Annotated in this window: 19 protein-coding genes; 16 read left to right on the top strand and 3 right to left on the bottom strand. The window is 46.3% G+C overall.

Annotation, left to right across the window (positions count from 1 at the left end; translation table 11 throughout):
• Window positions 1–16: 16 nt before the first annotated feature.
• The gene (gene cysS, locus ACUALS_RS05015; protein ID WP_038138917.1) at window positions 17–1,399 is read right to left on the bottom strand and encodes a cysteine--tRNA ligase; all 1,383 of its coding nucleotides are present in this window, start codon (window positions 1,397–1,399) and stop codon (window positions 17–19) included.
• Between the two features lie 203 nt (window positions 1,400–1,602).
• Between cysS and ACUALS_RS05010 the strand changes: the two genes are divergently transcribed.
• The 4 genes from ACUALS_RS05010 (at window position 1,603) to ACUALS_RS04995 (ending at window position 4,699) form a co-directional block, all read left to right on the top strand.
• A complete protein-coding gene (locus ACUALS_RS05010; protein ID WP_038138919.1) occupies window positions 1,603–2,097 on the top strand; it encodes a peptidylprolyl isomerase in 495 nt (164 codons plus the stop codon).
• A gap of 53 nt (window positions 2,098–2,150) precedes the next feature.
• On the top strand, window positions 2,151–2,882 hold the full coding sequence (gene lpxH, locus ACUALS_RS05005) for a UDP-2,3-diacylglucosamine diphosphatase (RefSeq protein WP_038192913.1): 732 nt from the start codon (window positions 2,151–2,153) through the stop codon (window positions 2,880–2,882).
• Between the two features lie 93 nt (window positions 2,883–2,975).
• A complete protein-coding gene (locus ACUALS_RS05000; RefSeq protein ID WP_454448990.1) occupies window positions 2,976–4,190 on the top strand; it encodes an EAL and HDOD domain-containing protein in 1,215 nt (404 codons plus the stop codon).
• Between the two features lie 14 nt (window positions 4,191–4,204).
• Entirely contained in the window at window positions 4,205–4,699 is a 495-nt protein-coding gene (locus ACUALS_RS04995) for a YchJ family protein (RefSeq protein WP_454448989.1), read from the top strand.
• 36 nt (window positions 4,700–4,735) lie between these two features.
• Here the strand turns inward: ACUALS_RS04995 and ACUALS_RS04990 are convergent, their stop codons facing one another.
• Entirely contained in the window at window positions 4,736–5,020 is a 285-nt protein-coding gene (locus ACUALS_RS04990) for a YeaC family protein (RefSeq protein ID WP_038138929.1), read from the bottom strand.
• Between the two features lie 105 nt (window positions 5,021–5,125).
• On the opposite strand from ACUALS_RS04990, the gene ACUALS_RS04985 reads away from it, so the two are divergent.
• Window positions 5,126–5,953 (top strand): DUF2989 domain-containing protein, encoded by an 828-nt coding sequence (locus ACUALS_RS04985; protein ID WP_322413862.1) that lies wholly within the window; start codon window positions 5,126–5,128, stop codon window positions 5,951–5,953.
• Window positions 5,954–5,992: 39 nt separating this feature from the next.
• On the opposite strand, the gene msrB is transcribed toward ACUALS_RS04985, so the two are convergent.
• Window positions 5,993–6,397, bottom strand: a complete 405-nt coding sequence (gene msrB, locus ACUALS_RS04980) for a peptide-methionine (R)-S-oxide reductase MsrB (protein ID WP_038192921.1) — start codon at window positions 6,395–6,397, stop codon at window positions 5,993–5,995.
• A gap of 335 nt (window positions 6,398–6,732) precedes the next feature.
• Here msrB and gap point away from each other — a divergent pair, with 335 nt between their 5' ends.
• The 11 genes from gap (at window position 6,733) to ACUALS_RS04925 (ending at window position 22,276) form a co-directional block, all read left to right on the top strand.
• Window positions 6,733–7,728, top strand: a complete 996-nt coding sequence (gene gap / locus ACUALS_RS04975) for a type I glyceraldehyde-3-phosphate dehydrogenase (RefSeq protein WP_006878169.1) — start codon at window positions 6,733–6,735, stop codon at window positions 7,726–7,728.
• A 125-nt stretch (window positions 7,729–7,853) separates the two neighbouring features.
• A complete protein-coding gene (locus ACUALS_RS04970; protein WP_454448988.1) occupies window positions 7,854–8,729 on the top strand; it encodes a D-hexose-6-phosphate mutarotase in 876 nt (291 codons plus the stop codon).
• A 195-nt stretch (window positions 8,730–8,924) separates the two neighbouring features.
• Window positions 8,925–10,676, top strand: a complete 1,752-nt coding sequence (locus ACUALS_RS04965) for a sensor histidine kinase (RefSeq protein ID WP_005471758.1) — start codon at window positions 8,925–8,927, stop codon at window positions 10,674–10,676.
• A complete protein-coding gene (locus ACUALS_RS04960; RefSeq protein WP_005471705.1) occupies window positions 10,663–12,021 on the top strand; it encodes a sigma-54-dependent transcriptional regulator in 1,359 nt (452 codons plus the stop codon). Before ACUALS_RS04965 ends, ACUALS_RS04960 begins: the two co-directional genes overlap by 14 nt.
• Before the next feature lie 222 nt (window positions 12,022–12,243).
• Entirely contained in the window at window positions 12,244–13,686 is a 1,443-nt protein-coding gene (locus ACUALS_RS04955) for an SLC13 family permease (protein ID WP_331401958.1), read from the top strand.
• Window positions 13,687–13,759: 73 nt separating this feature from the next.
• Complete coding sequence (locus tag ACUALS_RS04950) at window positions 13,760–15,457, top strand: NAD-dependent malic enzyme (protein WP_454448987.1); 1,698 nt, start codon at window positions 13,760–13,762, stop codon at window positions 15,455–15,457.
• Window positions 15,458–15,778: 321 nt separating this feature from the next.
• On the top strand, window positions 15,779–17,815 hold the full coding sequence (locus ACUALS_RS04945; RefSeq protein ID WP_454448986.1) for a methyl-accepting chemotaxis protein: 2,037 nt from the start codon (window positions 15,779–15,781) through the stop codon (window positions 17,813–17,815).
• Window positions 17,816–17,910: 95 nt separating this feature from the next.
• Window positions 17,911–18,732 carry a 23S rRNA (guanine(745)-N(1))-methyltransferase gene (gene rlmA / locus ACUALS_RS04940; protein ID WP_454448985.1) on the top strand — a complete coding sequence of 274 codons (822 nt, stop codon included), beginning with the start codon at window positions 17,911–17,913 and terminating at the stop codon, window positions 18,730–18,732.
• Window positions 18,733–18,811: 79 nt separating this feature from the next.
• The gene (locus ACUALS_RS04935) at window positions 18,812–19,741 is read left to right on the top strand and encodes a ChaN family lipoprotein (protein ID WP_454448984.1); all 930 of its coding nucleotides are present in this window, start codon (window positions 18,812–18,814) and stop codon (window positions 19,739–19,741) included.
• 176 nt (window positions 19,742–19,917) lie between these two features.
• Window positions 19,918–20,271: a hypothetical protein gene (locus ACUALS_RS04930; protein ID WP_038138962.1), complete on the top strand. Its 354-nt coding sequence runs from the start codon at window positions 19,918–19,920 to the stop codon at window positions 20,269–20,271.
• A 115-nt stretch (window positions 20,272–20,386) separates the two neighbouring features.
• Window positions 20,387–22,276 (top strand): BCCT family transporter, encoded by a 1,890-nt coding sequence (locus ACUALS_RS04925; RefSeq protein WP_454448983.1) that lies wholly within the window; start codon window positions 20,387–20,389, stop codon window positions 22,274–22,276.
• The last annotated feature ends 129 nt before the right edge of the window (window positions 22,277–22,405 follow it).

The following is a 22,405-nucleotide window of genomic DNA, read 5'->3' as shown; positions in this document are numbered from 1 at the left end:
TATAAATGCTTAACGCTTACTTACGACGCCATGTCGTGCCTTCAGGGCCATCTTCTAGGACGATGCCCATTTCAGTAAGCTTATCGCGCGCCATATCAGCATTCGCCCAATCTTTTGATGCACGCGAATCATTACGCAGTTTGATGAGAGCCTCAATTTCAGCCACTTCATCGTCATTGCCTGCATCACCTTTTAGGAAGGCCTCTGGATCTTGATGGAGAATACCGATCACGTCAGCGAGTTCACGCATTAATGCACCCAATGCACTCGCTGCTGTGATGTTTTCCGTTTTAAGACGGTTGATCTCACGAGCCATATCGAACAGAACTGAATACGCTTCTGGTGTATTGAAGTCGTCATTCATCGCATCCGTAAAGCGTGTCACATACTCTTCACCGCCAGCGGCGTCTACAGATGCATCTAAACCACGAAGTGAAGTATATAGGCGTTCTAGAGAAGCGCGGGCTTGGTTAAGGTTCTCTTCGCTGTAGTTCAATTGGCTACGGTAATGGCCAGACATTAGGAAGTAGCGCACCGTTTCGGCATCGTAATGACCTAGTACATCACGAATTGTGAAGAAGTTACCAAGTGACTTAGACATCTTTTCACGATCGACCATCACCATGCCACTGTGCATCCACGTGTTCACGTAGTCGGTACCATGAGCACAGCAAGATTGAGCGATCTCATTTTCATGGTGCGGGAACTGAAGGTCTGAACCACCGCCATGAATGTCAAAGTGGTTGCCTAAAATAGACGAGTTCATGGCTGAACACTCAATATGCCAACCAGGGCGACCTGCACCCCAAGGCGACTCCCACGTAGGCTCTCCTGGTTTAGACATTTTCCAAAGCACAAAATCTAGCGGGCTGCGCTTCGCCGATTCCACATCAACGCGCGCTCCCGCTTGCAGTTGATCCAAGTCTTGCTTAGATAGCTTGCCGTATTCGTCAAACTTCTTCACTTCAAACATCACATCACCGTTGCTTGCAACGTATGCAAAACCACGCTCAATCAGCTTTTCAACCAGCTCGATGATTTCTGCGATGAACTCCGTCGCGCGAGGCTCTACGTCTGGACGCTTCATGTTTAGCGCGTCAAAGTCAGCGTGCATTTCGCCAATTAAACGCTCGGTTAGCGAGTCGCATGACTCACCATTTTCATTCGCACGCTTAATGATTTTGTCATCGATGTCGGTAATGTTGCGAACGAACGTAAGATCGTAGCCCAAGTAACGTAGGTAACGCGAAACCACATCAAATGAAACGAATGTGCGACCATGACCGATATGACAGAGATCGTAGATGGTTACCCCACAGACATACATGCCTACTTTACCGGCAGTGATTGGTTTGAATTCCTCTTTCTGTCTCGTGAGTGTGTTGTATATCTTTAACATGATCTCTATCTAATAATTAGGTGAAATAAAATAGTGTGTCAGTATATCAACTAGTCTTCGCTAAGGTAATCCCTCGAATGCGCAAAAAGCCGTCAATAACACCGATACTCAAGTCTCAACCCTCACTTTTCACGTATTAATGTCATAAAAGTTAAGATAGAATCTTGGGTTCAAATCAAAAACCATATGTAAAGGACATAGTCATGATCACCCTTCACACTAATTTTGGTGACATCAAAATTCAGCTAAACGAAGAGAAAGCACCAGAAACAAGCGCGAACTTCCTACAGTACTGCCGTGATGGTTTCTACGACAACACTCTTTTCCACCGTGTTATCGATGGTTTCATGATTCAAGGTGGCGGTATGGAGTCTGGCCTTCGTGAGAAAGCAACTCGCGCTCCAATCAAGAACGAAGCAAATAACGGCCTGAGCAATAAAGTGGGCACGCTAGCAATGGCTCGTACTATGGAACCGCACTCAGCAAGTTCTCAGTTCTTTATCAACGTAAACAACAACACATTCCTAGATTTCCGTAGCGAAAGCCTAGATGGTTGGGGTTACTGTGTATTCGGTGAAGTGGTTGAAGGCATGGACATCGTTAACAAAATTAAAGGTGTTAGCACTGGTTCATACGGCATGCACCAAGACGTACCTCTAGAAGATGTGCTAATCACAGGCACAACTATCGAAGAATAACGGTAGTTAGGAAGAGCCTCGCGCTCTTCCTTTTCTTTTAGGTAAGCTCAACCATGACAACACTATTTATCTCCGACTTACACCTGTCCCCTTCTACTCCTGAGATCAATGCTTGTTTCCGCAAATTCATGCGAGAAGAAGCGATTCATGCAGAAGCCCTTTACGTATTGGGCGATTTGTTTGAGTTTTGGATTGGCGATGACGACAAGTCCGACTTTGCCTCCACCATCCGCGAAGAATTTAAGAGGCTCACAGAGAACGGCGTTCCTGTCTTCTTCACACAAGGAAATCGTGACTTTCTAGTGGGGAAACGCTTTGCTAAACAAACTGGTGTTACTCTGCTTGGTGATGAAACGACGATAGACTTATACGGAAGAAAGGCCGTTGTCCTACATGGCGACACACTATGTACCCGCGATGTCAATTACCTAAAATATCGAGAGAAAGTTCACCAACCTTGGCTCCAATGGGTGTTCAATCGCATTCCGATGTTCATCAAAAAGAAGATCGTGTCTAAGGTTCAGTCTGATATTAAAGATGACAAGCAAACCAAATCGTTAGAGATCATGGATGTGACTCAAAGTGAAGTCGCACGCGTAATGGCAGCTCATGGTGTTGATCTGATGATCCATGGCCATACTCACCGCCCTATGGTTCACACATTTGATAGAAGTGGTACGACAAATACTAGAATTGTATTAGGGGATTGGTACACTCAAGGTTCCGTGTTGAGCTACGATAAAGAATCCTTCGAACTGCAAACTAGACCGTTCAGCACCGACTAAACGATTGATTTTTCTCAATCAGCTCTGATATTTTTTATGCAGCAGAATATCTGCTGCGAGTCGTAAACCTATTCATTGAGCGCGGCATAAACCTTGAAATATTCGTACATTGCAAGACAACCTATACTTGATAAATCCAAAAAAACGGTTGGTTACGAGCTACTTTTTAGGGACGGACCCAAAAACACATTTCCCGCGATTGACCCTGAGCACGCAACCAGTCGATTACTCTCCGACCACTTTCTGTCTACTCATTACGCTACCTTGGGAGACAAACTTGGGTTTGTGAACTTTCCCTATCAAAGTTTGATCAATAAGGTGCCAACATTGTTCCCTGCAGACAGTTTGGTGATTGAGATTCTTGAAGATTGTGAACCTACAAGCGACTTGTTAGACGCAGTCAAAGAGATGGCTGCGCTCGGCTATAAAATCGCACTCGACGATTTTGTTCCCTCCAAAGAATGGCGGGCTTTTCTACCTTTTGTATCCATCATAAAGTTTGATATTCAAGCGATTTCGCTGGACAAAGCACAGCTGTTTATTGATCGATTCTCAAATAGCAACATTCAGTTCTTGGCTGAGAAAGTAGAAACCCACGAGGAGTTCGCTAAAGCCAAAAAAATGGGTTTTGACTACTTTCAAGGATACTTTTTCAGCAAGCCTGAGATGATTCAAAGAAAGTCGCTTGAGCCTTCATTTATGACTGTTGTGCAACTGTTGACGGAAATTTCCCATCAAGAGATCAACTATGCCAAAGTCGAATCGCTGATCAGCACAGACGTCACCTTGTCTTATAAACTGCTCACCTACGTCAACTCTTCAGCGCTTGTTAGCAACAAGATTCAATCGTTTAAGCAGGCATTGGTTTATCTAGGAGAAGACAAGCTTCGCAAGTTCATCTCATTGGTGGCGCTGGCTTCAACCCAAGAACACAAACCCGATTACTTGTATGGGTTGTCAATTCAACGGGCTCGTCATTGCGAATTACTTTCCCGCTCATTAAGCCCAAAGCTCGAAGCTGGACAAGCCTTTTTAATGGGGATGTTTTCTCTACTCGATAGCTTACTTGATCGCCCAATCGAGCAAATCATTAATGAGGTTCCCGTCGAAGAGTCAATCAAACTCGCATTGACAGACGGTGCCGGCGAACTTGGGCAACTACTTGGGCTAATCCGTGCTTATGAGAGAGCACAATGGGATGACGTCTCTCAGTACTGCTCAGTGCTAAAATTAGACCAACTCGCACTGAGCGAAAGTTACGAGAAGTCCGTAAAATGGACCGCTGAACTTCTCGCCGTACAACGATAAAACTTGGAGTAAACATGTCTCTATGTCCTTGTGGCAGCATGCAAGAGTACGCGCAATGCTGCGAGCCTATTCACCTTGACTCAAGCCTTGCACACCAGCCTGAACAACTGATGCGCTCAAGGTACTCTGCTCACGTGAAACAATTGGTCGACTTCGTGGTTGACACCTACCACCCTAGCTGCAATGCGCAATCCCAGCGAGATGACATAGCAGAATCGGTATACGGGGACTGGCGAGGTTTGGAAGTCATATCGACCGAGCCTGGTCACAACGAGGATGAAGGCTTTGTCACTTTCAAAGCACGGTTTTATCAGGATGGTGATGAATACTGCATGGAAGAGCGTTCACGCTTCCTGCGAGAAAATGGCCAGTGGTATTACATAGATGGCACCTTCCCTGACGAGGCAAAAGACGAGCGCCTCTCTCAGACAGTGTCTAGCCTTAAAGTCGGCCGCAATGATCCATGTCTCTGTGGTAGCGGGAAAAAATTTAAAAAGTGCTGCGGTTAATAACTAAAAAGGCAGGAACCTTCCTGCCTTTTTACACTACTGTTTATTGGGATTAACTCGCACAATGTCTTGTTGCTCGGGTTGAAACTGCTTTTTCAATTCTGATTTTGATTTAAAGCTAATTTCCCCACCTTGAGCCACTGTCATATGCTGAGCATCACTATTGTGCTTTGACTGATACATCATCACTGCCTGCATGCATGAATCTCGTTGCTCTTGGGTTAATACCGTACCTTCAGGCCACTTTCCTGTTTCAACAGCAAAAAGTAGACGCTCATAAGCCTCAGGTGTGATGGCATCAATTAACTGCTTTGCGTCCATGGTGTATCCTTAATATAAATCGAACAGCAGTGAACATAGCGAGCTACACTCCTGAGTCAAGGAAAGAACAACAAATAAGTCTAACGGATCACAAGCGACCAAACTATGAAAAAACGATATGCTCTTACACTCAGCCTTTTAACCCTTCCCTTGGTTGGCTGTTTTGAAGGCCGACAAAATACAGAACAACTTTGTGAGAGCAACCCAGGGCTAAAATGCGAACGCTTAAACATGGACGATGGCCAATGCCGATTACCAAGAACTGATTTGATTTGGCATCGCTTCGAAGTACTTAAGAATCCAACACCAGTTAACAGAATAAAAGAGTATGAACTGGTTGCGGAGTATAAAAAGTGCTTAGAGCTCGCTTCTCAGATTCAAGCTATCGACCAAACAGAACTCAAACAAAGACGATTCCAAGCACTAGTGAACGCAGGTAGCGATCTAGAGACTATCGCTGACGACCTATCAAAGTCCTCATCGCCAGATGCGCTCTACTTTTTATGGAGCCGGATGGGCAGTGACCAAGCAAAACGCGCATTTTTGCAACTAGAAGGCAGCCCTCAACTCGATACCGCAGAGATGCAATATGCACTCGCGACCTTCTACACGAGCCGTGATCTATTCAAAACACGTCAATTGTTGCTGCGAGCGCTCGAATTGACCAACCGAACGAATATCAACAATGAGGTGTTCAAGTCATTGGCAAGTATTACCTACCGAATGAACCAACGGGAAGAAGCCTATATTTGGGCAATGGTTGCCAGTGATTTTGGTGTTCCTATTGCAACAGAACAAGAACTGCAGCTTTTGTATGGTTTTGAGAGCGGTAAATACAAACAGTTGGAACAGATTGCAGAGCAACTTAAGGAATCGATAGAACAAGGCACCTTTAAAAAAGAGCAGGTGCCTAGATTCCAACAAGACAGTTGAAAGGATAAAACAAACGGCGGTGATTAAATCACCGCTTTTTTATGAATTGTTGAAAATTAACGACACTGAGTTTACACAGAATCGCTCACCGGTTGTCTTCGGTCCATCGGGAAAAACGTGACCTAAGTGGCTATCGCATGCTGCGCAGCGTATCTCTGTTCTCACCATTCCGTGACTTAAGTCTTCTAAATAGCGAATAGCACTATCATTTATAGGGGCATCAAAGCTTGGCCACCCACACCCTGAGTCGTATTTGTTATCTGACTGGAACAGAGGGGCTTGGCAACACGTACATGAATAGACACCTGTCTGTTTATTGTGGAGCAGTTTCCCAGAGAACGGCGCCTCTGTCCCCTGCTCTCTACACACACGAAATTGCTCTTCTGTTAAAGCCTCACGCCAGTATTCATCAGGCTTAACGACTTTTTCTACCTTATGTTTCACTGGATTAGATCTCCATGTTCTCATTTTTAGTTATGACTTTTTTCGCGAAAAACTTGCGAATAATCACTTTTGTAGCACATACTTTGACACCATAACAGGATGATTAAACTTTCAGCAGCGCTGTCAACATCTGAACTATTTTACGTCAACTGGTTAGGGAAAAAACCAGTAATCCGTTCAAAACATAACCATTTGCGACTAATTGTGAAAAAAAGCGACGCTTTTTTTTGACTTTAAACAAGTTAAGTCCGATTATCTGTTGCAGATTTTGACTGGATTCTGTAATTTTACTACCAGTTATCTTTAATCAGAAATTAAGTTGTGGAGCAACTATAATGACTATCAAAGTAGGTATTAACGGTTTTGGCCGTATCGGTCGTTTCGTATTCCGTGCAGCGCAAGAGCGCGCAGACATCGAAGTAGTAGGTATTAACGATCTTATCGATGTAGATTACATGGCATACATGCTTAAGTACGACTCAACTCACGGCCGTTTCAACGGTACTGTTGAAGTTGAAGGCGGTAACCTAATCGTTAACGGTAAAACTGTACGCGTTACAGCTGAGCGCAACCCAGAAGACCTTAAGTGGGACGAAATCGGTGTTGACGTTGTAGCTGAAGCAACTGGTCTTTTCCTAACTGACGAGACTGCACGTAAGCACATCACAGCTGGCGCTAAGAAAGTTGTTCTAACTGGTCCTTCTAAAGACGCGACTCCAATGTTCGTAATGGGTGTTAACCACTCTACTTACGAAGGTCAAGACATCGTTTCTAACGCTTCTTGTACTACTAACTGTCTAGCACCTGTTGCTAAAGTTCTTAACGACAAGTTCGGTATCGTTTCTGGTCTTATGACTACAGTTCACGCTACTACAGCTACTCAAAAAACTGTAGACGGTCCTTCTGCTAAAGACTGGCGCGGTGGTCGTGGTGCTTCTCAGAACATCATCCCATCTTCAACTGGTGCTGCTAAAGCTGTAGGCGTTGTTCTTCCAGAACTAAACGGCAAACTAACTGGTATGGCTTTCCGCGTACCAACAGCTAACGTTTCTGTAGTTGACCTAACAGTTAACCTAGAGAAAGGCGCATCTTACGAAGCTATCTGTGCAGCAATGAAAGAAGCTTCTGAAGGCGAACTAAAAGGCGTTCTAGGCTACACTGAAGACCAAGTTGTTTCTCAAGACTTCATCGGTGAAGTTCAAACTTCAGTGTTCGATGCTAAAGCTGGTATCGCTCTAACTGACAACTTCGTTAAAGTTGTATCTTGGTACGACAACGAAATCGGTTACTCAAACAAAGTTCTAGACCTAATCGCTCACATCTCTAAGTAATTATTACTTTAAGATAAGCGTTTAGCGCAGAATCTTGTAAAAGGCGGCTCTTGAGTCGCCTTTTTTGTATCTGGAATTTGAGAGCATGCTTTCAAGCTAAGCTCTCCCTGCGATAGGAAACATACATGGATTTGAAAATTCTCCCTGCCCTTACTGTACTATCGGACAACGTCACGATCGTTGAAGTTGACCAAGTTAAAGTCGTTCGCGTCATCCATGAAAAAGCAACAGCTGGTATCGCTTTACACGGCGGGCATGTCATTTCATTTAAGCCTGAAGGTCAAGAAGATCTGATTTGGATGAGCGAACAAGCAATCTTTGATGGAAAGGCGGCTCTTCGAGGCGGTATTCCTGTCTGCTGGCCTTGGTTTGGACGCATTGCAGCACCCGCTCACGGCTTTGCACGCAACAGCGAGTGGACCTTGCTTGAACACCGAGAAAATGAACATGGTGTGATTATTGAACTCGGTTTGATGACATCAGAATCCACTTTATCTGTTTGGCCGCACCAGTTCCAAGCTCACTTATTAGTTGAAATCAGTGATGAGTTAAAAGTAACTCTGGATGTCATTAACACCGACGAGCAACCTTGGACATTCTCTGGCGCACTTCATACCTACCTAAACGTTGCTGATATTGAAACAGCTAAAACCACAGGTATGGGCGCGGAGTACATCGATAGCCTTCTCGACAATAAAGTTTGCCAAGGCGGTGACGAACTAGTCCTGACTGATACCATCGACCGCGTATACACCAAGCCTGAATCGGTAATCAATGTTGCTGATGGTACCCGTACAATCAGCGTTGAAAACCAAGGTCATAACTCTGCTGTACTTTGGAACCCATGGGCGGCAGGTGCAGAAAGTATGGGGGACATGCAAGACGATGGCTATAAAACCTTCCTATGTGTGGAATCGACTCTGCATGCTCCAAGTCTCGAGCAAGGTAAGACTTTACAGCCTGGTGAGCGTCATCAACTGATCACCAAAATCTCAGCATAATCTTTTCCTTGATTGGCAGGTCGAACAACCTGCCTTTCTTTTCCACCAAGCTCATTCTCAAGACGTAACAATATACGCCTATCTTTTTTTCGCGTTCCTCTTTATATTCTTGTCATTATACTTTTGCCTCAACATAGGTTACCTGTCTCATATACTCAGGTGCCACTTTTCTTATATTCGGACGGATTCGAATGAATGTATAAGCCACGTAAGCTCTATAGCTGGATTGCCCTTTTATCACTGGGGTTGGTCCTTGTATTGATTATTACCGCTTTTGCCACAGAGCGATATTGGGTGCAGCGTTTGAACCAACAGGTTTCAATGGAAGCTATCAATGTTGGGCAATACTTCAACACTCAACTCGAGCGTTATGAGCACATTCCTGATCTGTTGACTAGCCACTACAGAATCCGGCAAGCCCTACAGCAAGACACCGCTGCTTTGGCGCTAAGCAAAGTGTTAAGCGACATACAGAAAACCAGCGGCGCGAGCGATGTTTATGTGCTCAATGCCACTGGCGATGTGATTGCCTCGAGTAACTACGACTCAAACGACAGCTATATTGGTTCCAACTACGCTTTTCGCCCCTACTTCTATCGAGCGATGCAAGGAAAACGTTGGGTCGACTACGCTCTTGGGCTTCGCTCTGGAGAGCGAGGTATATTCTTCTCGGCTCCGATTTACAGCGAAGAGGAAATCATCGGAGCGATTGCGGTCAAAGTCGATATCGACAAGTTTGAGCAAGATACTGAATGGCTTGCTGGTGAAACCAGTACCAAGTTTATGGTGTTCGGCCGAGATGAAGTCGTGTTTATCTCCAACCACCCCTACTGGCGGTTAAAACAACTTAGGGAGAGCGAAGACTATTCTTGGCAAGATATTCAAGCGACCTATAGATACCTTGACCTCAAGCAGCAACGAATCCCAAATTCCCAAGAATCCACCGCCTACCTTGATGGTAAAATATGGTTGCTTGAGCACTCTCCAAACACTCAATCCCGGTACGTATTTGGCGAAACACAGCTAGATTTACTCGACTTCACGTTAGTGGTGTTGAGACCGATAAGCCAAACTCATCAAAAAGTACAAGTCGCTTTGATACTCGCCACACTCAGCTATTTCACAGTGATAGGAGTCGGCATTTTCGTTTTTCGCCGATTGGCGGGCTACAGACAACTTATTTATACCCGCAACTCATTGGAGAAAGAGGTCACTCAACGCACCCACCAGCTAGAACAAGTCCATCATGCGCTGGTTCAATCAACCAAACTGGCGACCATTGGCCAACTATCGGCGAGTATTAACCACGAAATCAATCAACCTCTTAGCGCGATGAGCACCTACTTAGTTAGCACCAAACGGATGCTAAGCAAGGGTATGGTCGAACCAGCCTGTGAAAATATCGCCAAGCTTGAATCTCTAATTACACGAGTTCATCGTATCGTCTCCCAGCTCAAGCAATTTAGTCGTGCCAGTGAACATCAGCTAGGCTGGTGCTCACTACAAACCTGTATCAACAATGCCCTTATCGTTGTAGGCCCCAAGATTAACAATCAGAACGTTACGGCTGACATCGAACCCGTTCGCTATGAGGTTTGGGGTGAGACGCTCAAATTCGAGCAGGTGTTAGTCAACCTTTTCTCTAATGCCGTAGAAGCCATGGCTGAAAGCGATGAAAAATGTATCATCCTTCGAGCCCAAGAAAATGGGGAGTGGGTAGACATAACCCTCTCGGATACTGGAACAGGTATCGATCTACAAACCATCGAGTCTATTTTCGAACCTTTTTTTACCACCAAATCCGACATTGGTCTGGGATTAGGCTTAGCGATATCGAAGAACATTATTCAGTCATTTGGTGGCGATCTCACCGCACAAAACAACGCCGACCATCAAGGGGCAACCTTCACATTGAGGTTAAAAAGAAAAACAGATGCCAACGACTAAACAAGCCCACATCATCATTATTGACGATGAGCAAATCATTCGTGATTCTCTATCTCAACTTCTCAGCATTGAAGGCTACCTGACTCAAGCTTATGAGCTCGGTGAAGATGCGTTGAAAGCCATCAACAAAGATTTTGATGGTATCGTCATTACCGATCTCAACATGGCTCAACTGCATGGCTTAGACGTTCTAAAGCAGATTCAAACCATCGACGCCGATATTCCGGTGATAATGCTGACTGGCTATGCCGACGTGCAAATCGCAGTTACAGCACTTAGAGAAGGTGCTTACGATTTTTTCGAAAAGCCCATCAATGAAACCTTGCTCGATAGCGTGAGCAGAGCGGTAGAAAAACGGCAACTGGTGTTAGAGAACCGCCATTTAAAAAACTACCTAAAGAGCGCAAAAACAGGACCACAAATTCTCGGTGACACGCCCGAAATGCAAAAGATGATGCAACTTCTCAATACGGTTGTCGACACCCCGACTGATGTATTAATTCAAGGGGAAACTGGCGCGGGCAAAGAGATGGTCGCGCGTTATCTTCATGAGCATAGCGAGCAGCGCTGCAAAGCAAACTTTGTTGCCATCAACTGTGGAGCCGTGCCCGAGCACTTAATAGAGAGCGAACTCTTTGGCAGCCGCAAAGGTGCCTACACAGGCGCTGATGCTAATCGCATTGGCAAACTTGAATTTGCCCAAGGAGGCACCGTTTTTCTCGATGAAATCGAAAGCATGCCACTGGCTATGCAAGTTAAGATCCTGCGGGTCATCGAAGAGCGCAAAGTTACCCCCGTAGGCAGCAACAAAGCGATCAATCTTGATATTCGATTCGTCGCCGCTACCAAGGTGGATTTATTAGCGATTGCAGACGAAGGGCTCTTTCGCTCGGATCTCTACTATCGCTTGAATCTCGTTACCATTCATATCCCGCCTCTAAGGGCACGCAAAGCAGACATTCCACTCTTGTTTAGGCATTTTAGCTCGATAGCCGCCGGGAGATTTCATAAACCATTGAGGTCATTGAAAAGTGAGGATCTTGAACAACTCATGCGCTACGACTGGCCCGGAAATGTACGCGAGTTAAGGAACGTTGCAGAGAGGCATGTTTTACTCGGTCTACCACTGGAGCTAAGCCAAACCAACGCGTTAGAAATGCCAGCAGATGATCTGTCGCTTGCAGAGAAGGTCGCCTTTTATGAATGCGCACTGATTGAGGAGGCCTTGAGTCAAACCTCAGGGTCAGTCAAAGAGGCGCTCACGTTGCTAAAACTGCCAAGAAAAACCTTCTACGATAAAGTGTCCAAATACGGAATAGAACGCAATAAGTTCATCACACCTTGAGTGTGGAAAAGGTGACAAATACACTTTTATTTCTGTGTGAAAATCCGCACAAAGAGTCGAAATCGACAAACTAAATAACACGTAAGTATTTGTTTTAATTTACATAAATATTATTTTCACAATCTGGCAACACTTTTGCACTACAGGAGGTCTGCTCGGAAGCAGCAGCCTATTTAAAACCTCTCACCAAGTGCAATATTGGTGTTATTAAAGGATGAAAGAATGAGTGAAAATAATAAAAAAACACCATGGTTCATGTTATGCCTCGGACCTTTGGTTATGCTCGCGACCCTAGTGATGGAACCGCCTGTAGCAGGGCTAAGTGTCGATGCTTGGCGCACTGCAGGTTTAGCATTTTGGATGGCGAGTTGGTGGATCTCGGAAGCGGTCCCCATTCCCGCCGCCTCACTACTCCCTCTGGTTGTGGTCCCTATTGCTGGCATCGCCAGTATCAAACAGGTCGCCGCGCCTTATGCTCACCCGCTAATTTTCCTATTTTTGGGTGGATTTCTCATTTCTATCGCCATGGAGCGTTGGAACCTACACCGTCGAATAGCCCTAAAAACCATGCTCTACGCAGGCAGCAAACCCAGTATTCAAGTGTTGGGGATTATGTTGGTCACGGCGTTTCTATCAATGTGGATGTCTAATACCGCAACCGCAGTGATGATGCTCCCTATCGCCCTGTCGGTGATTAAGATCGTTACCGACCGCGACCCGAACAACAATCAATTTGGCAAAGCGATGCTCCTCGCGATTGCCTACGGCGCTAGCATCGGTGGTATTGCCACGCTCATTGGTACGCCACCAAACGCGTTGATGGCGGCTTACTTATCCGATAGCTATAACATTGAGATTGGATTTGGCCAATGGATGATGCTTGGCCTGCCTCTTTCTATCGTGCTGCTGGTGTTCACTTGGTTGTGGTTGACCAAATTTAGCTACAAAGTCGATCAAGCTGGCGAGGTGAGCTCTAAGTCCGTGTTTAAGGACCAACTCGACAAGCTAGGCGCAATGTCAGCGGGCGAGAAGAAAGTATTGTTCATCTTCGCATTCGCCGCACTCGGTTGGATTTTCCGTCCTTACATCGCGAAGGCAACGGGAATCGGTCTATCAGACACGGGAGTGGCAATGATGGCGGCGATCTTACTGTTCGCACTTCCGGTCAAATCAGGCAGCAACCAACGTGTACTCGATTGGGAATCGGCGAAAAGTGTGCCTTGGGGTATCTTAATTCTATTTGGTGGCGGTCTAGCTTTGGCAGCCAAAATTAAGTCATCTGGACTTGCTGAGTACATTGCTCTGCAAATTCAAGGCGCAGATACCATTTCGCTGGTGATGGGCATATTGATAGTCACAGCTCTGATTACTTTCCTAACCGAAATCACCAGCAACACAGCAACTGCAGCAGGGTTTCTACCACTCCTCGGTCCTGTCGCGGAGTCGATTACTGGCACTCCGATGGTGTGGGTCATTCCGGCTGCGATCGCCGCAAGTTGCGCCTTCATGATGCCAGTCGCGACACCACCAAATGCGATTGTTTTTGGTTCGGGTCAATTGAAAATGGGCGACATGATTCGTGCAGGCTTCTTGCTCAATATCGTCGCCATCGCGCTGATCACTATTGCAAGTATCACGCTACTCCCACTGATATTTAACCTATAACAGCGAAATTGTCCCACTCAAGGTGCCTAGCGTTTCAGTTAGGCACCTTCCTAGCTCAAAGATGTAACCGACTATGACTGACAAACGCCCTCTCTACATTCCATTTTCTGGGCCAGCTCTGCTTGAAACCCCACTTCTCAATAAGGGCAGTGCTTTCACAAGAAAAGAGCGCCAAGAGTTCAACTTGATAGGACTCCTACCCCATACGGTAGAAACCATAGAATCTCAATCGGAACGTGCCTACCAGCAACTTTGCTCGTTTCAATCTGCACTAGAGAAACACATTTATCTGCGCAACATTCAAGACACCAATGAAACCCTCTTCCACCACTTAATCAATCGACATCTCGAAGAGATCATGCCACTCATCTACACTCCGACCGTCGGAGAAGCGTGTGAGCAATTCTCAAAAATTTATCGCCGCAAACGTGGCTTACTGCTCTCCTATCCCGAGCAGCACTTAATTGATGACATGCTCCAAAACGCGACCAAACGAAACATCAAAGTGATAGTTGTGACCGACGGCGAAAGGATTCTTGGATTAGGAGACCAAGGCATCGGCGGCATGGGTATCCCTATTGGCAAATTGGCGCTGTATACCTCATGCGGGGGGATCAGCCCAGCTCATTGCTTGCCGATCGTTCTTGATGTGGGTACCAATAATCGCGAACTGCTTTCCGACCCTATGTATATGGGGTGGCGTCATCCACGAATTTCGGCAGACCAATACCAAGAGTTCGTCGACACATTTATCCAAGCGGTAAAACGACGCTGGCCAAATGTGCTGCTGCAATTCGAAGATTTCGCCCAGTCGAATGCCACTCCTCTTCTGGAGCGATATCGAGATCAACTTTGTTGCTTTAATGATGACATCCAAGGTACCGCCGCCGTCGTGGTTGGCACCCTGCTGGCCGCATGTCGGCGTAAAAATGAGAGGCTTTCTGATCAACGCATTGTCTTTGTCGGTGCTGGCTCCGCGGGGTGCGGCATTGCCAAGCAGATCATCCGTCAAATGATGGCCGAAGGTGTCACAGAACAAGTCGCGACAAAAAACCTCTTTATGATTGATCGTGAAGGACTCCTTACCGACGACACTCCTCACTTGGCTGAAATTCAAACCACGTTAGTACAGAAAAAAGCGGACTTATCAACATGGTCAAATCAACAAGAGTTGACCTTACACAATGTCATCGAACAAAGTGGCGCAAGCGTACTCATTGGCGTCAGCGGGCAACCTGGACTGTTTGATCAAACCGCAATAGAACTGCTTTGCAATAACGCACACCAACCGATTGTGTTACCCCTTTCTAACCCCACATCACGGGTTGAAGGTACACCAGACAATATTCTGAACTGGAGTAAAGGCAAAGCAATCGTGGCAACGGGCAGCCCTTTTGAACCTGTTGAGTATTACGATGAACATGGTCATCGACAAACAAAAGTGATTTCACAATGTAACAACAGTTATATTTTTCCGGGAGTAGGACTTGGCGTTGTGGCAGTGAGCGCAACGCGCATCAGTGATTCAATGCTAATGGCAGCAAGCCGAGCTTTGGCAGAGTGCGCAGAACATAGCGAAAGCAACCAAGGAGCAATACTTCCTCCACTGGACGAAATACAAGCGATAAGTAAGCACATTGCCTTCGCAGTTGGCAAACAAGCCATTGTGGAAGGGTTGGCGCTTCCCCTTTCAGAGGCTGCACTGAACAACGCGATTGAAACTACCTTCTGGCAACCTCAATACCGCCATTATCGACGCACATCGTTCTAATCCATATAGCAGGAGCAACCATGGCTCCTGCTCGCTTAACGGCTAAGTTTCATTATCAGGAGGTTACGTTGTAGGGACCTGACGGATTCATTGTTAATTCAAGAACAATCAGCTGAAAAGTGAACGCAACAAATACATAAGGCAAAATTTCCACCCTCATGCAATAAAGCACTTGCTCTTCGGGTCTACTCCTAGCTAGCCGTTGGCTAACGCCCTACTTTTGACAAATTACTTAATAAATATCAATTAAGTCATTTATATAAGTCGATAGCATACATTCCATAATAACCAATCAATTATAAATACTAGGAACGACACGACATGTTGCAAAAATATAGAAATCAAAGCGTCGGTTTCCAACTCAAGTTGGTGATCACCTTGTGTCTGGCGGTCGCATTTTCAAGCATATCGGTACTGGTTTACCACAATGCGTCTGATGTATTACTTGAAAGTACCCTTAAAGAGCATCAGTCCAAGGTTGAGGCTATGGCCAAAACCATCGCAGGACAATTCAATGCGTATCTGCATACAGCGAAAGTTCTGGAATCGACTTTTCGCAATGGTTACCTTGCCGGCGTTTTTATCGAAGATTACACCGTTGATTTCCAAGGCCATCAGGTTGCAAATATTACCCAATACAGCGAAAGTTTGATCAATGATACCAATATCGTGGATAGCTTCACTCGAGATACGGGTGCAATTGCCACCATTTTCGCGCCTCTGGGCAATGATTTTATTCGCGTATCCACATCCCTCAAAGACCCGCAAGGCAATCGGGCTGTAGGTACAACACTTGGCCAAAACCACCCTGGTTATCGACAGCTTATGAATGGTCAGCCGTACTACGCTCAGATAAAACTGTATGGTCAACGCTTCATTACTTATTACGCGCCACTTAAAGACGTGCATGGCAAGGTGAACGGGATTACCTTTATCGGACTCCCCGTAGAGCGCGCTACTCAGAATTTGTTTTCCTCTTTGGAAGACGTCAAATGGGGTGACACCGGATACACCATTATTCTAGACAATGCAAAAGACAACTTAGGGCGCTACCTGCTGCACCCGAAGAACAAAGAAACCGATCCACCGATTCAAAACACTCAGGACTACAATGGCAATAAGCCCTTCAACAAAATATTTGAACAGACAAGCGGACTGATTCGTTACCCTTATGAAAGTAATGGAAACGTTGGAGAGAAATACCTTGTTTATACTGAAGTGCCAGGGTGGAATTGGAAACTGCTAGGCGGTACTTTTATTAGCGAAGTGACAAAAGGCAGCCGCACATTACTGAACATTATCGTCATTATTTCTCTGATCGTTGCTGTTGGCACATTTGCTATTCTGACCCTCGTGCTCAACAAAACACTCAAACCACTGACCATCCTCAATGGTTATATGAGTCGACTTGCTAAAGGTGAAGTTAGTATCTCCATCCCGAAAACAGGCAGCGAATCACGCAATGAGATCAACAACTTAAACCTTGGTGTAGCGAACATGGCAAGTCAGCTGGACAATCTAGTCGGCCAAATTCGTTCAACCAGCGATCAAGTAGAGCAAAACTCCACCAGCGTGGTAAGCGATGCACAGCGCAATCTAGACCAATCCGACTTGCAGCAAGAACAAGTAGAGCAAGTCGTTACCGCCATCGAAGAAATGGCTGCGTCAGCTCAATCTGTCGCCCAACAAGTGGAAAGCATTGCTGAAAACGTTCGCTCAGCCAATACCGATAGCCAATCAGGTTTAGAAGTCGTTGAGGGAGTTTGCATAGACGTCGCTCAATTGAATGATCAACTCGATCAATCGGCTGCGGCTATTGAACAAGTCAATGTTGATAGCGAAAGCATTCAGACCGTCACAAAAATGATTGATGAAATCGCTGAGCAGACAAATCTGTTAGCACTTAACGCCGCGATTGAAGCGGCAAGAGCCGGAGAACAAGGCCGAGGTTTTGCGGTAGTCGCGGATGAAGTGCGCACTCTCGCACATCGAACTCAAACCTCAGTGCAAGACGTTGTCTCCATTATCGAGAAGTTAAGAGGGTCAACCAGTAATGCGGTCAATATGATGGCGCAAAGCCAACAAAATGCGAATAAAGTTTTGGATAAAGCCCAAGAAGCAGGCAATGCACTGGAAGCCATCGCGAGCCAAGTCGAAGCAATTGCAACCCAAGCAGATGCGATTGCGGCGACATCCGAAGAGCAAGCACAAGTCTCTCAAGAGATTGCGACCAGTGCGCATTCGATCAATGAACTTAACCGCCAAAGCCGAGACACCAGTGCGAAAACGTCAGAAAGTGCTGCAGAGCTTCAAAAGCAAGCGCAAGACTTGAAGCAGCAAGTTGACTTCTTCCACTAACCTCATCAAGAGCCGAAGTCATTCGGCTCTTTTTCCTTCGCCTCAGTTGCCTGTTTTTGTTAAAATCTCGCTCCCACATCTGTATTGAGCATGATATGAACTACCAGTGCCCTCTATGCCATCAAGCACTTTCCTTTTCACAGCGTAGCTTTCGTTGCGTCAACAATCACACCTTTGACTTAGCCAAAGAAGGTTACGTCAATTTGATGCCAGTACAGCATAAGCGCTCTAAAGATCCCGGCGACAACAAAGAGATGATGCAAGCGCGCCGACGCTTTTTGGAAAAGGACTACTATCAACCGATGAAGCAAAAGGTCGCTGAGCTTTGTGCTGAATTTATAGAAAGTGATGCGCCAAGCCTGTTAGACATCGGCTGCGGTGAAGGCTATTACACTACCGAAATGGCTACGCGCTTAACGGAAAAATATCCCAATGCACAAACCTATGGCCTAGATATCTCGAAAGTGGCCATCCGGTATGCGGCGAAACGCTACACAAACTGTGCGTTCAGTGTCGCCTCGAGCCATCGTCTGCCGTTTTCCGACAACAGCTTAGATGCCGTTGTACGAATATATGCACCTTGCAACACTAAAGAATTAGCGAGAGTAGTAACCGATCAGGGCGTTGTAATCACCGTGACACCAGCAGCGCGTCACCTCTACCAATTGCGCGAAGCGATCTACTCAGATGTGCGACTTCACAGTGAAGCCCCTGAAGAAATTTTAGGTTTTACCTTAGAGAGAGAAGAAAAGCTCAGCTACGTGATGCCACTTGCTCAAGGTGATGCTTACGATCTGCTACAGATGACGCCGTTCGCATGGAAAGCCTCAGACACACTAAGAGAAGAACTTCAATCGGCTACACTGTACGAATGTGAGGCGGATTTCATGTTACGCGTTTATCGCAAACAGAGTTAATGGATAATAATTCTCATTATTATTGAAACATCGATAAGCCTCCAGTAGTATGCACGCACTAATTTCTGGAGGCTTTTTAATGCGTACTCTATTCGCAACTTCGCTTATTACTCTTTTCCTAACAGCCTGTTCAACCACGCCAGAGCAGCGTCAGACTACCTTCTATGATTACAGCTTGCTCTCTCCTGACGCTCAACCGCTCTCGTTGACTCAACTGCCAAAATCGCTTGCGAACGCCGATGTCATCTTAGTCGGTGAATGGCACACTCATGCAGGTGTTCATCGCTTTCAAACCGACTTATTGAGACAATTGGTGCAAGAGCAGAAAACCATTGCCCTTTCTATGGAGCAATTCTCGCGCGACAAACAAAATGTGCTGGATGAGTACCTCGCGGGAACCATTGGTGAGCAAGTCCTAATCAATAACGGCAACGCTTGGCCAAACTACGAGAGCGACTATCGCCCATTGGTTGAGTTTGCCAAAACAAGCGGCCTTGACATCATTGCCGCCAACGCGCCTAAGCCTATTGTGCGCTGCATCGGGCGCCAAGGTGTCGATTACCTCGATAAACTGACGATCAAAGAGCGCTCATTCCTCGCCAGTGACATCGATACCTCAAACTCGCCATACAAAGAGAAGTTCATGGCCTCAATGCACCATGGCAAACCAGAACAAACAGAGAAACAATTTGCCGCTCAAGTCACATGGGATGAAACCATGGCAGAAAGCATTGTCTCTTATTTAGCGCAGCATCCTGGCACTCAGGTCGTTCATGTCGCAGGCAAGTTCCACACTGAGCTTGGTCTAGGAACCAAAGCATCCATTTTAAAGCGTAACCCTGATCTAAATGTTGTGGTGATTACGCCGGTGGCAAGCACCGACACTGACAGTGGCGACGACTACCGCTTGTTGGTGAGCGCGCCTCCGGTTCGTTATGTACAAATGGAAAACCGTATGAAAGCCTACCAAAAATTGAAGGGACGCAACGACAATCTGACTTGTCGCTAAAGCCTTATGACGGGCTATTTCACCGTGTGGCCCGTCAACATTTCTTCCAGTTTCCTCTTTCCGCCAAACAGGCATACTTTATGCTTGTGTGAATTTCATACAAATTACGCATATTTTGCACAAGTTTTTCACATGACGGCCGATACATTGGCTAAGGACAGTATAAGGAGTTCACTATGACGCCAGTAGGAATGGAGCCAGCAAAGCTAGCGACTACCCAGCAGATTAAGCCTCAGACACGTCCGATGGATAACGCACAACCTACGACACCACTGAAAGTCGAGCAAAACAAAGTTACCCTGTCAGAAGAAGGCAAAGCGCTCTTGGCGGCTCTACAGGAAATAGACAAAGAGTCTAACGTAGACAAAAGCGAGAAGACAGTTGGCGATAAAGTCGAGTCTTTTGCACACGGCGCGCTCGGGATGGATCACCCCGATAAAATAAAAGAGGAAGACGATAGTTCATACACGGCAGGGCAATTCCTTTCCGCAGCGGCAACTGTAGGCGGAATTCTACTCGCTGTTTTGTAACCCTGTATACGCTGTAACCGATTAGAATTATTGCTCTTATCGACAAACGATGACGTTTGTTGAGGAGCCATGCCGCATTCCATAATCAACCAGTTTTTGTTTATGGAAAAAGATCGTGAAAAACGCATTTTCGCTTATAGATAAGCCCACCTTTTTTGGCGCGATTGGCCTTCTGCTTGCCGTTGTATTCCCTCTCATTTTGTTCCCGCAGCAAGGGGCTGACTGGATAGCTGTCGCCAAAACCTTCATGACCGACAAACTCGGTTTCTTGTACCTTGCACTTGGTATTACAGCCTTCTTCTTCATGATTTATGTCGTATTTAGCGACATGGGCCAAATCAAACTTGGCGACCCTGATGAAAAGCCCGAGTTCGCGACCTCTTCTTGGGCAGCCATGCTGTTTTGTGGCGGTATCGGCGCAAGTATCCTCTACTGGGGCTGTATCGAGTGGGCCTATTACTACCAAAACCCACCGTTTCAACTAGAGCCTGGCAGCGAAGAGGCGGTTCGCTGGGCCGCGACATACGGTATCTTCCACTGGGGGCCAATCGCTTGGTCTATTTACCTTATCCCTGCCCTGCCAATTGCTTACTTCTTCTATGTCCGAAAACAGCCGGTACTCAAAGTGTCCAGCGCACTCATGCCTGTGATTGGCGAAGAGCGCACCCAAGGCACCGCTGGCAAAGTGGTGGATATTCTGTTTATTTTTGGTCTTCTTGGCGGCGCCGCTACCACGCTTGGCTTGGCTGCCCCTCTCATTGGTGAAGGACTCTATTTCTTGTTCGGGATAGAGCAAAGCACACTTAGCCAAATTGCTATTCTGCTGGTTTGTACGGCAATCTTTGCTTACTCATCGTATGCGGGGATGGAAAAAGGCATCAAAATCCTCAGCAACATCAACTTTTGGGGAGCGATGGGGCTACTCGCCTTTGTCCTAGCCGTCGGTCCTACCATCTTCATGCTGGAAACCGGTCTCGACTCGATTGGCCGCATGTTGTCGAACTTTTTCGTCATGGCGACTTGGGCAGAGCCTTTCGGGGGATATGGCAGTTTTGATGACACACATTTCCCTCAGGATTGGACGATATTCTACTGGGCATGGTGGCTAGTCTTTGCTCCGAGCATGGGCCTGTTTGTTGCTCGCATTTCACGAGGCCGCACAATTAAACAGATGGTGTCGGGCTCAATTTTCTTTGGTTCATTGGGCTGTTTTTTGTTCTTCATGGTGCTTGGCAACTACGGTTTGTCACTTCAGCTATCAGGAGAGCTCGATGTGGTTAGCATCCTCAATACACAAGGGGCAACCAAAGCCATTTTCTCGATGCTGGATGCACTACCACTGGGTACCTTGGTGATTGCGGTGTTCACCCTGCTCTGCGTCATTTTCACTGCCACCACATTCGACTCCATCTCTTACATTCTGGCGTCTGTGGTCCAAAACAACGTCACCGAAGAGCCGATGCGTTGGAACCGTATGTTCTGGGCGTTTGCTCTTTCGTTCTTGCCGACGGTTTTAATGTTCCTAGGTGGGTTAAGCACACTGCAAACCGCCGCCATTGTTGGTGGTCTGCCACTGCTTGGCATCTCGGTGATGCTGATGATTTCAGCCGTTCGTGCCACCTCGTTGGACTTGCGCCATCAAGAGGATTATGTTGAACCAACCATCAATATCGAAGAGCTGCCTGAAATGGACCCTTGGTCTTTGGAAGGCATGGCACTGGCACGTTTTGAGCGAAGCCGTGACGCCGCTCAAGAAGCGGCTGAACAAGAACGTCAAGCATTGGCAAACGTGATGAACGTGAAAAAACGCATCCGTGCGTTTGCTCTTGAACATGATGGAGAAGAGGCATTTTCAGATCATCACCTGCCGCAAGAGCTGCAAGACGAACTTCAGTCTGCGCTTGATGCCGTAGCAAAAGCGCAAGATGCCAAAGAAGCAGCATCGGAACAAGCGCAAACCGCACGAAGCGAGTTCAATCAAGTGGTTCTCAACGCCGCTAACTAGTTTTCTTTAGCCTTCCTTAACTCAAGCCTACTGAACGTAGGCTTTTTTCATTCTTTTCAATCAAAATCGAATAAATACTCAGTTTTATATTTATGACATAAATACGAAACACAGTTGACACAAACCAGT

The organism is Vibrio sp. NH-7, from assembly GCF_053643215.1.
The sequence above is the reverse complement of the archived record's forward strand: the minus strand, read 5'-3'. Positions and strand labels throughout refer to the sequence as shown.

Excerpts from the sequence above, each read along its gene's own strand:
- cysS (WP_038138917.1), bottom strand. The coding sequence starts at position 1,399 with ATGTTAAAGATATACAACACACTCACGAGACAGAAAGAGGAATTCAAA.
- ACUALS_RS05010 (WP_038138919.1), top strand. The coding sequence starts at position 1,603 with ATGATCACCCTTCACACTAATTTTGGTGACATCAAAATTCAGCTAAAC.
- lpxH (WP_038192913.1), top strand. The coding sequence starts at position 2,151 with ATGACAACACTATTTATCTCCGACTTACACCTGTCCCCTTCTACTCCT.
- ACUALS_RS04995 (WP_454448989.1), top strand. The coding sequence starts at position 4,205 with ATGTCTCTATGTCCTTGTGGCAGCATGCAAGAGTACGCGCAATGCTGC.
- ACUALS_RS04990 (WP_038138929.1), bottom strand. The coding sequence starts at position 5,020 with ATGGACGCAAAGCAGTTAATTGATGCCATCACACCTGAGGCTTATGAG.
- ACUALS_RS04985 (WP_322413862.1), top strand. The coding sequence starts at position 5,126 with ATGAAAAAACGATATGCTCTTACACTCAGCCTTTTAACCCTTCCCTTG.
- gap (WP_006878169.1), top strand. The coding sequence starts at position 6,733 with ATGACTATCAAAGTAGGTATTAACGGTTTTGGCCGTATCGGTCGTTTC.
- ACUALS_RS04970 (WP_454448988.1), top strand. The coding sequence starts at position 7,854 with ATGGATTTGAAAATTCTCCCTGCCCTTACTGTACTATCGGACAACGTC.
- ACUALS_RS04965 (WP_005471758.1), top strand. The coding sequence starts at position 8,925 with ATGTATAAGCCACGTAAGCTCTATAGCTGGATTGCCCTTTTATCACTG.
- ACUALS_RS04960 (WP_005471705.1), top strand. The coding sequence starts at position 10,663 with ATGCCAACGACTAAACAAGCCCACATCATCATTATTGACGATGAGCAA.
- ACUALS_RS04955 (WP_331401958.1), top strand. The coding sequence starts at position 12,244 with ATGAGTGAAAATAATAAAAAAACACCATGGTTCATGTTATGCCTCGGA.
- ACUALS_RS04950 (WP_454448987.1), top strand. The coding sequence starts at position 13,760 with ATGACTGACAAACGCCCTCTCTACATTCCATTTTCTGGGCCAGCTCTG.
- ACUALS_RS04945 (WP_454448986.1), top strand. The coding sequence starts at position 15,779 with ATGTTGCAAAAATATAGAAATCAAAGCGTCGGTTTCCAACTCAAGTTG.
- rlmA (WP_454448985.1), top strand. The coding sequence starts at position 17,911 with ATGAACTACCAGTGCCCTCTATGCCATCAAGCACTTTCCTTTTCACAG.
- ACUALS_RS04935 (WP_454448984.1), top strand. The coding sequence starts at position 18,812 with ATGCGTACTCTATTCGCAACTTCGCTTATTACTCTTTTCCTAACAGCC.
- ACUALS_RS04930 (WP_038138962.1), top strand. The coding sequence starts at position 19,918 with ATGACGCCAGTAGGAATGGAGCCAGCAAAGCTAGCGACTACCCAGCAG.